Source organism: Lamprobacter modestohalophilus (genome assembly GCF_016583905.1).
Lineage (GTDB): Bacteria > Pseudomonadota > Gammaproteobacteria > Chromatiales > Chromatiaceae > Lamprobacter > Lamprobacter modestohalophilus.
Map to the genome: position 1 here is coordinate 26,898 of NZ_NRRY01000035.1, position 14,436 is coordinate 41,333.

18 protein-coding genes are annotated in these 14,436 nt (G+C 65.4%); 8 read left to right on the top strand and 10 right to left on the bottom strand.

The annotated features are described in order from the left end of the window. The first annotated feature begins 22 nt into the window (after positions 1 to 22). Together CKO42_RS17760 and CKO42_RS17765 are read left to right on the top strand one after the other, a co-directional pair. Positions 23 to 1,600, top strand: a complete 1,578-nt coding sequence (locus CKO42_RS17760) for a (Fe-S)-binding protein (protein WP_200246937.1) — start codon at positions 23 to 25, stop codon at positions 1,598 to 1,600. After that, positions 1,597 to 1,992, top strand: coding sequence for a Rieske (2Fe-2S) protein (locus CKO42_RS17765; protein ID WP_200246939.1), 396 nt, complete (start codon positions 1,597 to 1,599; stop codon positions 1,990 to 1,992). The genes CKO42_RS17760 and CKO42_RS17765 overlap by 4 nt, the downstream gene beginning before the upstream one ends. Positions 1,993 to 2,068: 76 nt before the next feature. On the opposite strand, the gene CKO42_RS27465 is transcribed toward CKO42_RS17765, so the two are convergent. Together CKO42_RS27465 and CKO42_RS27470 are read right to left on the bottom strand one after the other, a co-directional pair. Further along, on the bottom strand, positions 2,069 to 2,815 hold the full coding sequence (locus CKO42_RS27465) for a 4Fe-4S dicluster domain-containing protein (RefSeq protein ID WP_242479492.1): 747 nt from the start codon (positions 2,813 to 2,815) through the stop codon (positions 2,069 to 2,071). A 3-nt stretch (positions 2,816 to 2,818) separates the two neighbouring features. Then, entirely contained in the window at positions 2,819 to 3,256 is a 438-nt protein-coding gene (locus CKO42_RS27470) for a hypothetical protein (RefSeq protein ID WP_242479493.1), read from the bottom strand. 237 nt (positions 3,257 to 3,493) lie between these two features. Between CKO42_RS27470 and CKO42_RS17775 the strand changes: the two genes are divergently transcribed. Continuing rightward, a complete protein-coding gene (locus CKO42_RS17775; RefSeq protein WP_200246941.1) occupies positions 3,494 to 3,904 on the top strand; it encodes a hypothetical protein in 411 nt (136 codons plus the stop codon). A 57-nt stretch (positions 3,905 to 3,961) separates the two neighbouring features. After that, the gene (locus tag CKO42_RS17780; protein ID WP_242479494.1) at positions 3,962 to 5,635 is read left to right on the top strand and encodes an amidase family protein; all 1,674 of its coding nucleotides are present in this window, start codon (positions 3,962 to 3,964) and stop codon (positions 5,633 to 5,635) included. Between the two features lie 41 nt (positions 5,636 to 5,676). On the opposite strand, the gene CKO42_RS17785 is transcribed toward CKO42_RS17780, so the two are convergent. Then, on the bottom strand, positions 5,677 to 5,949 hold the full coding sequence (locus tag CKO42_RS17785; RefSeq protein ID WP_200246943.1) for a hypothetical protein: 273 nt from the start codon (positions 5,947 to 5,949) through the stop codon (positions 5,677 to 5,679). A gap of 102 nt (positions 5,950 to 6,051) precedes the next feature. Next, positions 6,052 to 6,573: a metallophosphoesterase family protein gene (locus CKO42_RS17790; protein ID WP_338034942.1), complete on the bottom strand. Its 522-nt coding sequence runs from the start codon at positions 6,571 to 6,573 to the stop codon at positions 6,052 to 6,054. A 179-nt stretch (positions 6,574 to 6,752) separates the two neighbouring features. On the opposite strand from CKO42_RS17790, the gene CKO42_RS17795 reads away from it, so the two are divergent. Beyond that, positions 6,753 to 7,403 (top strand): alpha/beta family hydrolase, encoded by a 651-nt coding sequence (locus tag CKO42_RS17795; protein ID WP_200246947.1) that lies wholly within the window; start codon positions 6,753 to 6,755, stop codon positions 7,401 to 7,403. A gap of 82 nt (positions 7,404 to 7,485) precedes the next feature. Here CKO42_RS17795 and CKO42_RS17800 read toward each other — a convergent pair whose 3' ends face one another. Both CKO42_RS17800 and CKO42_RS17805 read right to left on the bottom strand, forming a co-directional pair. Next, the gene (locus CKO42_RS17800; RefSeq protein WP_200246949.1) at positions 7,486 to 8,022 is read right to left on the bottom strand and encodes a lipocalin family protein; all 537 of its coding nucleotides are present in this window, start codon (positions 8,020 to 8,022) and stop codon (positions 7,486 to 7,488) included. Between the two features lie 85 nt (positions 8,023 to 8,107). Further along, the gene (locus CKO42_RS17805) at positions 8,108 to 8,506 is read right to left on the bottom strand and encodes a DUF2784 domain-containing protein (protein ID WP_200246951.1); all 399 of its coding nucleotides are present in this window, start codon (positions 8,504 to 8,506) and stop codon (positions 8,108 to 8,110) included. Between the two features lie 450 nt (positions 8,507 to 8,956). Here CKO42_RS17805 and CKO42_RS17810 point away from each other — a divergent pair, with 450 nt between their 5' ends. Genes CKO42_RS17810 through rsgA form a run of 3 tightly spaced genes read left to right on the top strand, consistent with a single transcriptional unit; the run spans position 8,957 to position 11,623 of the window. Then, entirely contained in the window at positions 8,957 to 10,000 is a 1,044-nt protein-coding gene (locus CKO42_RS17810; protein ID WP_200246956.1) for an Acg family FMN-binding oxidoreductase, read from the top strand. After that, entirely contained in the window at positions 9,984 to 10,523 is a 540-nt protein-coding gene (locus CKO42_RS17815; RefSeq protein ID WP_200246958.1) for a GNAT family N-acetyltransferase, read from the top strand. Before CKO42_RS17810 ends, CKO42_RS17815 begins: the two co-directional genes overlap by 17 nt. 11 nt (positions 10,524 to 10,534) lie before the next feature. After that, positions 10,535 to 11,623, top strand: coding sequence for a ribosome small subunit-dependent GTPase A (gene rsgA / locus CKO42_RS17820; RefSeq protein ID WP_200246960.1), 1,089 nt, complete (start codon positions 10,535 to 10,537; stop codon positions 11,621 to 11,623). Positions 11,624 to 11,757: 134 nt separating this feature from the next. On the opposite strand, the gene CKO42_RS17825 is transcribed toward rsgA, so the two are convergent. From CKO42_RS17825 to CKO42_RS17840, 4 genes are read right to left on the bottom strand one after another with little or no spacing between them, the layout of a single operon-like run. Then, positions 11,758 to 12,309 carry a FlhC family transcriptional regulator gene (locus CKO42_RS17825; RefSeq protein WP_207148767.1) on the bottom strand — a complete coding sequence of 184 codons (552 nt, stop codon included), beginning with the start codon at positions 12,307 to 12,309 and terminating at the stop codon, positions 11,758 to 11,760. Between the two features lie 14 nt (positions 12,310 to 12,323). Beyond that, positions 12,324 to 12,701 carry a hypothetical protein gene (locus tag CKO42_RS17830; RefSeq protein WP_200246964.1) on the bottom strand — a complete coding sequence of 126 codons (378 nt, stop codon included), beginning with the start codon at positions 12,699 to 12,701 and terminating at the stop codon, positions 12,324 to 12,326. A gap of 22 nt (positions 12,702 to 12,723) precedes the next feature. Next, on the bottom strand, positions 12,724 to 13,023 hold the full coding sequence (locus CKO42_RS17835) for a hypothetical protein (RefSeq protein ID WP_200246966.1): 300 nt from the start codon (positions 13,021 to 13,023) through the stop codon (positions 12,724 to 12,726). Then, the gene (locus CKO42_RS17840) at positions 13,010 to 14,008 is read right to left on the bottom strand and encodes a ParM/StbA family protein (protein ID WP_200246968.1); all 999 of its coding nucleotides are present in this window, start codon (positions 14,006 to 14,008) and stop codon (positions 13,010 to 13,012) included. The genes CKO42_RS17835 and CKO42_RS17840 overlap by 14 nt, the downstream gene beginning before the upstream one ends. Between the last annotated feature and the right edge of the window lie 428 nt (positions 14,009 to 14,436).

Below are 14,436 nucleotides of genomic sequence, written 5' to 3' on the forward strand. Positions count from 1 at the left end.
TTCGGTCGGAGTTGTTCATCTCATGAAGACAGCGCTGGACTGGTCCGCCTACCAGGATGCCGGCATGGGCGATGCCTATGCGGACATCCCGAAGCACGGTGGCGACTTCGCCAAGGCCGTCGCGGTCTGCATCAACAGCCGCCAGTGCGAGGCTGAGACCAGCAAGGGCATCATGTGTCCGAGCTTTCGCGTCACTGGCGACCCGGCCCTGTCCACCGGTGGGCGAGTGCGGCTCTTGAAGGCCGCCCTCAATGGCGCATCAGCCGATGCACACTCGGCTGATGCGACCCAAAGCGAGGCCAGCCTGCTCGATGTGGCCCTCGCCGACCCAACCCTCGCTCGCGCGATGGATCTTTGCGTCGCCTGCAAGGGCTGCAAGCGCGAGTGCGAGAGCAACGTCGACATGGCGTTGATCAAGAGCGAATACCTGGCGCAGCGGGTGCGGCGTGACGGTCTCCGCTGGCGTGCCCGCCTCTTCGCCGCACTGCCTCACTGGCTGTCGCGCTATCGACCTGCCGTGCGCTGGCTGATCGGGGTGCGCAACCGTCACCCTTGGCTGGCGCAGCTAGGTCAGCGGTTGCTTGGTATCACCGCCGAGGTCCCCTTGCCGGCGCCCACTCGAGCGCCCTTTGCGGCCGACCCTGAACCCGTCGCCGCACCCGCATCGACACTGACCGAGGCCGCGCCACCCTCATTATCGGAGGTCGTGCTCCTGGTCGACTGCTTCGGTCGCCATTTCGAGCCCGAGATCCCGCGCGCGGCACTCCGCGTGCTCAAGGCCGCCGGCTACCGCGTCCACATCGCCGAGCCTGCCGAATCGGACCCGAACCCGAGACGCCCGCTGTGCTGCGGGCGTACCTATCTGGCCCAAGGCCTGGTGCAAGAGGCCGCCGATGAGGCCAGGCGCCTGTTGAGCGCACTGCTGCCCCATGCCCGCGCCGGGCATTGGATCATCGGACTCGAGCCCTCCTGCCTGTTGAGCCTGCGCGACGACCACCTCGCGCTCGGGCTTGGTGACGCAGCGCAGGTCGTGGCTGAGCGTAGCCTGTTGCTAGAAGAGTTCTTGGCCAAAGAGCTCATGGCCAAGCGCCTCAAGCTTCCCTTCACCGATGCGCAAGCGCACGACAGCAGCACCACGTTGGTGCACGGCCATTGTCACCAGAAGGCGGTAGGCGCGATGAAGTCGATGCGCAAGGTGCTGAAGGTGTTACCAGGACTGACGCCGGAGATCATCGATGCCGGCTGCTGCGGCATGGCCGGCACCTTCGGCCTGGAACAGGAGCACGCCGACCTGTCCCGACAGATGGCCGAGCTGGCCTTGCTGCCGCAACTGCGCGCCAACCCGAACGCGCCCGTCATCGCCAACGGCTTCTCCTGTCGGCAGCAGATTCGCGCCCATACGGCGCAACGCCCTCGCCATCTGGCGCAGGTGCTTGCCGATGCGTTGGAGCTGGATCTGGACATGGAGCCGCAGCAGGAGGTCGCTACGCAGCAGGCTGTCGAACAGAACAGAGCAAAACACAACGGCAGGGCTTGGCGCCGGCATTATGACCCCGCACAGGCGAAGCAGGGCCGAGTGAGCCAGGTGACTGAGCGATGAACACGCCATCGACCCTCAACACGACAACACGCGACCGACGCAAGCTGCTGGTCTGTGACAGCGCTGAACTGGCGGATCGCCAGCATCACATCGTGCCCCTGCTGTTCAAGAAGCACCCGCAGACCGCGATCGTGCTGCGCTACGCCGGCCAGGTCTACGCCTACCTGAACCAATGCGTGCACATGGTGCGGCGCCTGGACTGCATCCACGACGCCGTCTTCGATGAACAGCAAGGGCACCTGCGCTGTTCCATGCATGGCATCGTCTTCGATCCGACCTCAGGCGAATCCTTGAGCGTGCTCTGCTCCGGCGAGCGACTCGAGCCCCTGCGCTGCGAGGAGATCGACGGTCAGGTCTACCTCATCGATAAACGCGTGACAGCACCGATCTAAACCGGGCGATTGGTGCGGCATCAGACCTTGGGCGCGGGCGAGTGGCTCGAGCCGGACCGCTTGGACCCTAGGCCGATCAACGCCGCCGATACAGGCGCTCAACACCCCGACGCAGCCCTTCGGCGATGAACGGCATCAGCCGACCCTTGTCCCAGAGGATGCGCGCGAACAGGGCATTGCGATCGCGCGGCGGGCGTGGGCGCTTCGCGCGTGGCACCAGGATCAATGCGCCTTGCTCGCAAGCCTGCAGGCAGGCACCGCAGCCGAGACAGACCTCAGCGTCCACCTGCGCCCAGCGCTGTTCCTTGGGCAGGGCACGGGCATCGTCGGCCAGGCCGATGCACTTGGCATTGCAGGCACGCAGACAGGCCCCGCAGTAGTCGCAACGCGCGGGATCGACCTCGGCGAGAAAGGGCGTCTTGGCGATGCCCTCGTGAAAGCCCATCTGCACGCCAGCCAACAACTCGCAGCAGCAGCGGCAGCAGTTACAGAGAAACGACGGCTGCTCACGAATGTTATCGGTGATGTGGGTCAGCCCAAGCGCCCGCGCCCGGTCGAGGATCGCCAGCATCTCATCAGCACTGCGCGGCTCGGCCATGCCACGGCGCACCAGGAAGCGTGCGCCCTCGCCAAGCACCATGCAGATCTCCTCCACCGGTGCGCCTTGTTGGCAGGTCTTAACCTCATGCGCCTTCTTGTGCCGGCAGAAGCACAGCGTCACCGCGTGAAACTCGGCATCCTGGATGATCTGACGGGCATCTTCCCAAGGGGTGATGCGTGACTGCACCGGAATCTGATCCTCATAGACCAGCGCCCGCGTCAACGGCTAGCGGCTGCCGAAGAACTCGCCGGCCTGTCCGTCTTTACCCTGTTCGCGCAGGTACGCCGACATCAGTCGTGCCAACTCCGCCTGGGGCAGATCGCCGCGATCGCGCATGAAGCTGAACTCCATGAAGCCGATCAGCCCCGGCACCAACAGATAGTAGGTCTCCTGCCCTACTGGCAGATCCATCACCAGCCCCTTGTTGGCCATGGATTCCAGAATCCCATCCAGCTCGGCCGCCGGCAGGCCGGTGCGCTCGACCAGCTCAGCTCGGGTGGCCTCGGTCAGCGGAAAACGTGCCGCCACCTCGGCCTCACGCGGATCGAACAGCAGCGCGAGGATCTGGCGCAGGCGCGGACTGTCGACCAGGCCCACCGGGTAGCGGTTGAGGCGGTCGATCAGCGGCACCAGGGCCGATTTGTCGTTCAGCAGATGTCCCATGGTGAGGCCTCTTGCACAAACCCTGTCCGATGCGGAGTGATTTCAGTTCTAGAGCGGCGTTGATCGGGACCCCTGATCGTCCGGAAGCCTAGACGACATCCATGGCGGTTCGCCCGCAGGCATGGCGGTGGTGTATCGGCGACCCTGGGTGCTGAACAGGATCGCGCCGGCCAGGCCTGATAGGCTGCATCCCATCCAGCGGTTGGTCCAGAGTACGCGTTCGACTTCCATGACGACATGACGACCCTGTTCTCCATCATCGAATCTCCCAGTCATCCCCGGCTCGACGCGCTCTACCAGCGCTTGGGGATTACCCAGATCAAGCTCCCATCCCAGCGCAAGGCCCTGCAGGCGCTTAAGCGCAGCGCGCCTGACTGGGTGGTGGCGGAATTCTTCTACGGTTTCGGCAACAACTACGCTGGTGCCAATGTCTGCAACCTTGATGTGTTCCTCGCCAGCCTGAGTAAGCAGGCACCTGACGCACGGGTCATCGTCCTGGTCAGCAAAGAGCAGGCGCAGTATGTTCCGCTGCTCGCCGAGCGGTTTCCGCTCTATGCTGTGCTGACGCTGCCAGTCATCGAGGCCGAGGTCGACGCGATTCTGCGCGACGCTGCGATGTCCGTGAGTGAGGCCGCTTCTCAGGTCTGACGCCACTGCAAGAGAGCCCTGTGAACCGCGATGACCCAAAGCCATCAGCACAATCGCATGTCCTGGCGCCTGATCATCGTCTTGCTGATGGGCCTCTGCACCGCCTGCGGGCCGGTGAATCGCGCATCGACCGGGCCGACACCCGACATCGATATCATCGAGCTCAGCATCGGCCAGGCGCACCAGGCCCTGCGCAGCGGGCGGATCAGCTGTGCACAACTCACCCGGCGCTACCTCCGGCGCATCGAGACCTACGACCCACCCACCAAGGCCGACGCAGCTCCGATTCCGAGCGCAAGCAGGTCGCCAACCCCTGCCAACCGACTCAATGCCATCATCGCCATCAACCCCAACGCCTTAGCGCGAGCGCGGCAGCTCGACCGCCAGTCTGCCGAGACCAGCCGCATGCGCCGCCTGCACTGCATCCCGGTCATCCTCAAGGACAACTTCGATACCGCCGACATGCCGACCGAGGCCGGCTCCTTGGCCCTGAAGGGCTCAGTACCGCCCGATGACGCCTTCCTGGTGCAACGCCTGCGCGCAGAGGGCGCCATCATCCTGGCCAAGTCCAACATGGGCGAGTGGGCCTTCAGCCCCTACCAGACCATCAGCTCCACCCATGGCGAGACCCGTAACGCCTACGCCCTCGATCGGGTGCCGGCGGGCTCCAGCGGCGGCACCGCCTCAGCGATCGCCGCCAATCTCGGCCTCATCGGCATGGGTACCGATACCGGCAACTCGATCCGTGGACCGGCCTCGCATCTGGCCCTGGTCGGCCTCCGCTCGACCCTCGGTGCCACCAGCCGCGACGGCATCGTGCCCCTGCTGGCGAACCGCGATGTCGGCGGACCGCTGATGCGAACCGTGACCGACACCGCGATCGTCTACTCGGTGCTGGCCGGCCATGATCCGGCGGACCCGCTTACCCAGGTCGCCATCGGCCGGGTCAAGCCGGATTATCGGCGGTATCTCAAGCGTGATGGCTTGCAGGGCGCTCGACTGGGCGTGCTGCGCGCTCTGGTCGTCACAGAGACAGATGCGGCTGCGGCTGCGGAGACAGACATCGCCGACCCCGAGGTCGTGGCGCGCTTCGATCAGGCGATTGAGGATCTGCGCCAAGCCGGCGCTGTCATCCTCGATCCGTTCCGAATTCCCGATCTCGAGCGCTTGACCGATGCCACGGGTTTCTGCAGCCGTTTCCGCTATGACCTGAATCGCTATCTGCAAACCCTGGGACCGAACGCACCGATCCAGTCCCTGGACGAGGTGGTGGCGAGCAACCAATTCTTGCCCCAGAGCACCGGGGCGATGCGGTGGGCCATGGCTGTCGATACGGATCCGCACTCACAGCAGCCGCCCTGCGTCGACGTGCAGGGCGACCCGCGACGCAAGGCCTTGCTCGATGCCGTGGTCGCCGCGATGGATCGACACCAGATCGATGCGATCATCTACCCGAGCTGGAGCCATCCGCCGCGCCTCATCGGCGACAGCGACAGTCCCCACGGCAACAACAGCCCGGTGATCGCGCCCCATACCGGGCAACCGGCCATCACGGTGCCGATGGGCTTCACCGAGAGCGGCCTACCGTTGGGCCTGCAACTGCTGGCGCGGCCGTTCGATGAGCACAAGCTGTTCCAATATGCCTACGCCTACGAGCAAGCGACCCAACACCGTCGTCCGCCGCCCGGATTTGGTCGTCTTCAGCCTGAGGCGGTCGTGGCGCCACGGTGACGCTCACCACGGGAACAATGGGTTCGGCGACGACCTCAAGCTCAGTCGCTGCTCTGGGTCACCGTGCCGTCTGGTCCCAGTGAGCAATCGAACGTTTCCACCTGAGTGCCGGTCATCGCACGGATGGTGATGCGGTTATCGGAGGCCTCGGCGATCCCCTCGTACTGGCTGCCGGGCGGCAGGGTGGGCAGATGCGACTCGAAGCAGTCGCGGCCCACCATCGGATCAACATCCTTAGGTGGCTGTTGCTGCCCGCAAGCGAGTAGCGCTGCTGTTGAAACGACAACGGAGATGATCGGGACAGGGATTCGCATGCACAGTCTCCAAGGGGTTGCTTGCTCCGAGTGTAGCGACTTCTGCCAGCGTCCTGCGTGGCCATCGTGGGAGGGACAGCGACAATCAACAACAGGGCAGCTTCAGGACGAGCGTCCATGGCATTTCAAGGGTTCGAAGCGCTCGATGCGCAGTGCCCAGCGATGCTCAGCGGCGTCGAGCACGATGCAGGAGGGTCCGCCAAAGGTCCGTGCCCGGCCCGCGGCGCCGGGATTGAGCACCCAGGGCTGCGCATCGCGATCGGCGATCAGACGGTGGCTATGCCCATAGACAATGGCGCGGGCCTGCGGGAAGCGGCGGCGCAGACGCTCATGGCGATTCCGGGCGGCGAGCTGGTGGCCGTGGATGACCGCCAGTGTCCCACCGGGTAGCATCAGGTCCTCGTGCTCTCGCAGGCCATCCAGGACCTGCGCTTGCTCTGGCAACCACTTGCGTGGAAGGTCGTTGTTTCCGATGACGGCGATGACCCGTCCCTGACGCGGCCGCAGGCGCTGCAAGACCTCCGCGTTACCGATGTCGCCGCCGTGAACCGCCAGGTCGCAGGTCGCCACCAAGGCCTCCACCCGCGCGTCCAGAAAGCCGTGGGTATCGGAGAGAATGGCCACGCGAAGCACGGGACGGGTGTGTTGGGCTGCGTCCCAGGATCAACCCATCGCGAGCAACAACGCCCGTGAAACCGGATTGAGGTTCGCTCGGATCTCGATCGCCTTCATCGTCTTGCCGACTGCTGGTGTGGGTTGATGCTGCGGATGTGCTGGTTCACTGATCATGAGGCCGCTAAGCGATGTCTGACAACCCCGGAAACGCGTTGGATCTATTGACCGACGGCCCACCGGATGCGCACTGGACCCTGCTCCTGGCCCATGGTGCGGGACAGGGCATGGATTCACCCTTTATGGCGCACATCGCTCGTGCGCTCGGCCGAGCCGGGATGCGGGTGATCCGCTTCGAATTCCCGTACATGGCCGAGATCCGGCGCACCGGCAGGCGCAAACCGCCAAACCGGGAGCCGGTGCTGCTGGAGCGCTGGAATCGAGTCATCGACCAAGCGCTTGCAGCGGGTACCGACGCTCGACGACTGCTGATCGGCGGCAAGTCGCTCGGCGGGCGCATGGCGAGCCTGATCGCTGACGAACGCGGCGTCGCCGGGCTGGCCTGCCTCGGCTACCCATTCCATCCGCCGGGAAAACCGGATCGGCTGCGCACGGAGCACCTGCGCGGCCTGCGCACGCCAACGCTCATCTGTCAGGGCACCCGCGATCCCTTCGGCACGCCGGACGAGGTCGCCGGCTATGCGCTCGCGCCGTCGATTCGACTGGCCTGGATCGAGGACGGGGACCACAGCTTCAAGCCGCGCCGGCAATCCGGGCGCACCTGGGAGCAGAACCTGGATCAGGCGGCGGAAGCGGTATTCGGCTTTGTCGCGACGCTGTGAGCGAGAGCTGTCAGTCTGTGCTGATCCTGAGTTTGCAACCAGAATCGGATGCGCGCAAGGCACCCATACCGCCAGCCTCCCGTCAGGACTTGACCTGTTGCCGGGTTGGTCTGACGCGCGCCGCATCGTAGCCTTGCTCGACAGCGATCGCCATGGCCTGGTCAAAGTCGTCGGCTTCGATGCGCGGGGCGCGGGCGATGAGCCAAAGCCGCCTGCGGCTTGGCGTCCCCATCAGCGCCCATCGGTAATCAGCGTCCAAGCCGATCACCCAGAGGTCGCCTCGGATCAGCTTGAAGAAGCGCAAGATCAGCTTCGAGCCACTCGGATCGGCGGGATGAACGCTACCGTTGACCTCGCTGCGGCGCATCCCCGCCTTCGCGTTGTGAGCAACGGTTTGGACGCGGATGCGCCCATCTGGACGCTTCGTATAGGTCGCGGCTACATTGACGCTGTCCTGCCAAGGTCCGTCCGCCTCGAGATTGGGTAGCCTGGCCACCTCGAACCAGGTTCCCAACAGCCGATCGAGATCGACCCGAGCCACAGTCGCAGGCGGCTGGCGAGGCTTGCCGAGGCGCCCTGGAAGCAGCGCGCGCAAGGCTGAAAGAGGGCGCTTGGTCATGGCATGGAAGTTGGGCGCCGATGGCGTCGAAGCAAGCCGCGCTTGGATGTGGTTGGTGCTTCGCCCCTGTGCTGACTCGCCTCGATCACCGGCGCTTGCTGGCTCGTGGCCACCTCCAGTCGCGCCAGTTCAACACCGCTGACACGACCAGCGCCGTCAGCGCCAAGCCGACGACCCAAACGTCGATGAGCATCGGATTCCAGGGCTTCCCCGTCAGCGCGTCGACGTAGTACTTGATGTACGACGCCGGCAATGTGGTCTCGCCGAGGGCGGCTTTGACCTGCCAGTGCCAGTCGGTCAGCGGGCAGTAGCCCCAGCCATACCAGGCGCCGAGTCCGACCCAGGAGCCGAGCGTGAGCACAACCACGAGCAGGTGCAGGCGCCGGGTGCCTGGCCACATCCAGCCGGTGAGGACGAACAGCACCAAGGCCGCGTGCAGCAGGAACAGCGCTTGGTCGAGCAGCCGTAAGGTGAAAGCGTCCATCGTGACCTCCAGTCCTGCCGTCAGGGGTGTCCTGCTCGCGGTCGAGTACCCTCGAGATCCGAGACCCGGCCCCGTCCTTCATCGAGCGCTACCGGGTCATACTCAGGCCATGACACTGTCGAACTGCGCTGCCAGGTGCCCGGAGCCGTCCTGGGAGGGCCGACACGGAACCAGCGGCATGCGCTCCGGATAGAACGGGCCGCGCTGGACCTCAGCCCATGATCAGGACTCAACCCGCGTGAGGCGTGCGCGAAAGAATGGGGCGTATTCGGGGATGCCATAGAGGTTGCCGATCTTCATCGCGGTGGAGATGATAAAGCCCTGATGAGTCGTATGGGCCAGCGTCCGCGCGCCAAATGGTCATGCGCGATCTTGTTTCCCGGTCCGATCGCCATCAGCGTGATCGGTAGACCGTCGTTCACCTCACTCATGATATCCCGAGGGTGCGCCATGGACTCCATTGCTGAGCAGCTGATCCCCTTCGCGGTGCGCGCACCCTCCGGTCACAACACGCAGCCGTGGCAGTTCTCGGTGAATCAGGACAGCATCCGGATCTTCCCCGACCTGACCCGTCGCCTACCGGTCGTCGACCCGGACGATCACGCGCTGTACATCAGCCTCGGCTGTGCGCTCGAGAATCTTCTCGTTGCAGCCGCGCATCAGGGGCTTGCCGCCAGCGTCGAGTCTTTTCCCGCCGATGAACCGGAGCCCTGTCTGCGGATTCAGCTGTCGGAGGGCGCCGATGAGGACACCGACGCCTTGTTCCGCGCCATTCCCGAGCGCCAGTCGAACCGCGGAACCTACGATGGGCGAGCGATCGACGCCTCCGATCTGACAGCGATGCTGGAGGCCAATGGCTGCGATTCCGTGCAGATACGCCCGTTCCGCGTCGGCGATCCGGACATCGAGCCGCTCATCGACTTCGTCCGGGAGGCCAACATCGTCCAGTTCAGCGATCCGGCCTTCGTCGCGGAGCTGGTGTCATGGATCCGGTTTTCCCGGCGTGAGGTATCGACCCGCCAAGATGGCCTTGCCGCTGCGGCCTTGGGTTTTCCCGCAGTGCCGCGCTGGCTCGGCCGCTGGATCATGACGAGGCTGGTGAAGCCAGAAGGCGAGGCCGATCGGCAGGAGAAGGCGATCCGTCAGTCCTCACTGCTGCTGCTCTTCATCGCCCGGGAGCATGACCAACGCCATTGGGTCGATGTCGGTCGCAGCTTCGAGCGCGTCGTGCTCACCGCAACCTCGCTGGGCATCGCGCACGCCCACGTCAATATGCCCTGCGAAGTCGAGCCGATTCGCAGGCGGCTTGCGGCCCACCTGGGCTTGAACGCCGGCGAACAACCGCTACTGCTGATTCGCCTTGGGTATGCCAGGAAGCGACTGCCGGCCTCACCGAGACGACCCGTCGATCGGGTCCTGCGACGAACATCGTGCAACGGTGACAGCGTCCACTGCTCCATTCAACGGAAACGATCGCATGCCGTTTTCGACTGATACCCAAGGCCGAGAAGACGTGATCATCGAGCTGTTCCGCGCCACCTTCACCGCCTCTGAGGGCGCGGAAGAAGGCGCCCTGATCGGCAATCTGGTGCACAATCTGCTCGCCAGCACGGCGGAGCCGGATCGCTTCGTTTTCATCGCCGAGGAAGAGGGCGCCATCATCGGCGGCATCCTCTTCTCAAGGCTGACCTACGAACAGGATCAGCGGACCGTCTTCGTGCTCGCCCCGGTTGCCGTGGCCACCGATCAGCAAGGCAAGGGCATCGGGCAACGCCTGCTGAACCATGGCTTAGCCGCGCTGCGCAAAGCCGGCGTCGATATCGTCATGACTTACGGCGATCCCGGCTACTATGCCAAGGTCGGCTTCAAGCCGATCAGTGAGGCGGATGCACCAGCCCCCTTCAAGCTGAAGCAGCCCGAAGGCTGGCTGGCGCAGTCGTTGACAGACCGGGCGGTGACGCCGCTCAAAGGACCCTCGCGCTGTGTCGAGGCACTGAACCATCCCGTGTATTGGTAGATGTGATCTGCATGAGCTCCGACGACTTTGGCCATGTTCACGAGAGCAAGCACGCCGACTCAGCCAGCCATGATCCGGCATCGCTCGCCGCACTCGGCTGGCAACCCTGCTTCGCGCAACAGACCAGCCCGGAGGCCCTCTCAGCAACGCCCCCAGCCCGCGTCGTCGCCGTGCATCGCAGCGGCCTGCAGATCCTGGGCGTCGGCATCGACGAGACCCTCCCACCGCGCGCCGATGCGACCGTCGGCGACTGGCTGCTGCTCGATCGCGCACAGCCCCGGGCGAGCCGCCTCCTGTCCCGCAACAGCCTGATCAAGCGCCGCGCGCCCGGCACCGACCGGCAGGTACAACTGATCGCCGCAAACATCGACACGGTCTTCATCGTCACCTCCTGCAATCAGGACTTCAACCTGGCCCGGCTGGAACGCTATGTCGCGCTGGCCTTCGAGGCCGGAATCACGCCGGTCATCGTGCTGACCAAGGCCGACCTGGTGACCGATCTGCCAATCTGGATCGACGCCGCCCGCAGCGTCTCCGACCGCGTCCCGGTCGTCGCGCTCGACGCCCGCGGAGACGACCCACAGGACCGGCTGTCGCCCTGGTGCCAGCCAGGCCAAACCGTCGCCTTCCTTGGCTCATCCGGGGTCGGCAAATCCACCCTCACCAACGCCTTGGCTGGCTCCGAGGCGATCGCGACCCAGGCCATCCGCGAAGACGATGCCAAGGGGCGCCATACCACCACCCGTCGTGAGCTGCACCTGATCCTCGGCGGCTGCCTGGTACTGGACACCCCGGGCATGCGCGAATTGCAATTGGCAGACGCCGCTTCCGGCATCGCCGAGACCTTTGAGGACATTGAGGCCCTCACGGCGCACTGCCGCTTCGGGAACTGCCAACACGAGCGCGAGCCCGGCTGCGCACTCCGCGAGGCGATCGAACAGGGCCAACTCGAGCCCGCGCGGCTGCAGCGCTGGCGCAAGCTGCTGGCCGAGGACCGCTTCAACTCAGCAAGTCTTGCCGAGCGCAGAACCAAAGACCGCGCCTTCGGCAAGATGGTCAAACGGGTGGTGAAGGAGGGCAAGCCGCGCCGCGGGTTCTGATCAGCGAGACGAGACCAGGTCTCAGGCGCAGCCGCCATCGGCAGCATCACCGACGGCGGCTCGATGCCGTCATCGCAGCGTCAACGACGGGTCTGTCATCCAGGCTCGGACAGGGCGACGAGACCATGGACGGCTCATCCTCGCAACAATGAGCCGCCTGCCTGCCCGACCTTCAAGCTCGACAAGCCCAGACTACGATAACGCGCACACAGCGGGCAGCCCTGATCAAAGCGCCCTTGCTCGGTGACCAGATACTGGATCTGGCACTGTGGACAGGATCTCAGGCGCGCACGGCCCATCCGCAGATCACGCGCCAGCATCCAGCACAGCGTGATATCCAGGCTGTGCTCGGCACCCAGCACCCTCTGCGCCAGATCATGCGCCTGGATCATAGCCACAATCGACCTCGAGCGCCGATCCTGCCCGCTCGCACCGCTGGAGGCCAGCTGCAAGTGCCGATAGAGCATCACGAACACCGACGCACAGAGCTGGCAATGGCGGGTCGTGATCGCCGCCCCACCGGCCGTCGGTAACTGACCCGATGGCGCCGGCTCACCATGCACCTCCCGATAGAGCGCGCGTAGCGCATCCCGCGCGACCCGCGTCTCCCAATGCACGATCGACAGGCGCGCCCGACGCACGATCAAGGCCAGCGCCACCTGCATGCGGGCGTGCCGCTCGAGCATCGGCTGAGCCGACATCAGGACAAGGCCGAGTCGTTTTTGTGATCCTGATCCTGATCGTGATCGGCATCGGCCTCAGGATCACCGAGCTGATGCAACAGCAGATGCAGTGCCGGCAGCGCCGCATCCACCGACGATCGCGCGCAGGCTGCGAGCAAGCGCTGCGGCTCCGCCGGCAAGCGCGGCTGAAACACCGTCCCCGGCAGTCGCGCGAGACGCTCAACAGCCTCCGTGTCGGCGGTTGCCAGCCAGGGTGCCAACGGCGCCTCGAGACCAAACAGCGACCGCGCCAACGCCGGCTGCGCGCGCAGACCATCCCTTGCCGTCTGCAGATAGGCACGGTTCAGACGCTGAATCGATTCGACCAGGGCTTCAGGGGAAAGCAAAGTCGTCATGGCAAGTAGACCTCGATCAAGTTTAATCAGACAGGTGAAGGGCATCCAGCAGGCGCGCCCGATCGGCGACGAGCTGGGGATCGGGCTCGGAATGGATGGAGGACGCAGGCGGGGATCGCGCATCCGTCTCGCGCGGCGTTGCGGCCGTTGCCGCAGCCGGCTCAAGGTCGGAACGCGACGGACCACTCAACCCGAGCAAGGCCAACTGCCGCAGCCGGTCCGCACGCCCGCGCCGCGAAACCCGCATCAAGATGGCGAACAACTCCGGATGCCGGTGCGCGCAGATCCCGACCTGGATGCGCAGACGCTCAGCGGCAGCCATAGTGGAAATAACCGCGCGCATTGGCGCCGACCGGGTCCGCCGCCTGATGCAGCGGCACTCGGGGAAAGACCCGTTGCACCACCGGCGCGAACAAGGCCGCGCCACCCCCGGTCAATAACAGCAGATCAGGATTGGTCTGCTCATGGCGCAGATCCTGACGCAGTGCCTCCAAGGCCCGTTGAGCGACCTCGCGTGCTGCAAGCTGCAGCACGGGCTCCAACGCCACCCAGTCACCATGCAGCACGATCCTTGAGTGCTGCGCCGCTAAGGCCTGCTCGATCGCCGCCACCGGCGCCTTGCCGCCGCGTCCGGCACACAGGCGCGCCGCCGCCGTATCGATCAGCACACTCATCGCCTCTAGGCTGGTCCCTGAGCGTGTGCGTCGCAGATCACCGTTGACCAACACCGACCAGTCCACCGAAAAGAAGCCGACATCGATCACGAGCACGGTGCCGGCACCGATGCGCTCGATCAGCGCCGCATCGGCCTGCATCAGCAGGTCGACGAAGGCGCCGACCGGCTGGGCGATGACTCGCACCTCGGCGACCTCCACCGAGCCATCGGCCAGCCGCTGTCGTCCCTGCAGCCGTCGGCGCAGTTGCTCACGCGCAGCCGGATCACTGGCCTGAGCCACGGGCAGTCCAGTGACCAGGCGATCGATCCGCGCCTCCCCGACCAACTGCAGGGCGGCCAAAACCAAGGCCTCATAACTCTCGCTGGCGGCATAGTCCTCATGCAGCGCCCGCTGCCAGCCCGAGACCCGCGCGGGGTTGATGCCGGCGATCCAGGGTTGGCCATGCAGCGAGAGCCTCACGCCATCGGCAAGCCCATCAGTCGTGCGTGACGGCACGCCTGCCAGGCGTTCCGCGACATGCGCCTCGGGTGCCGCTACCGCTGGCATGACCCGTTCAAGCGGCGGCTCGCCGCAGCACCCGGCTGCGAGCTTCAGGTTGCTGTATCCAATATCGAGACCGACCACCAACATCCCCGCATCCTCCATCACGACTGCAGCACGACTACAGCACGACAAGCACCGATGAGAGGTCCCAGAGACGGCCGCGATGGGGCAGCTCCGGAACCACAGCACGACTGCAGCACGACTACAGCACGACAACGAGGATGCCGTGCCCGACCCAGGCACGAAACCGACAGAGATGCCGAAAAACGGCATCTTTCCCTGCTGCGCCGGTGCTGAACCGCAGGCTAGGCTGTGCCGAGTCGAGGCCGCAGGTGCGCACCACTGTGCAGCGAGTCCAGGTGCGCAGCAGCCTGACCAGAGTCGCTTAAGCCATTGATTGCGCATTCGCTTTCGCAGATGAGCAGGCCCAGGCTGAACGGCCTGATGCGCAGCGGGCGGCCGACAGGGCCGTCAATGCCCGAATCAGCCCCAGGTGCCCACCGGTCAGGCCTGAG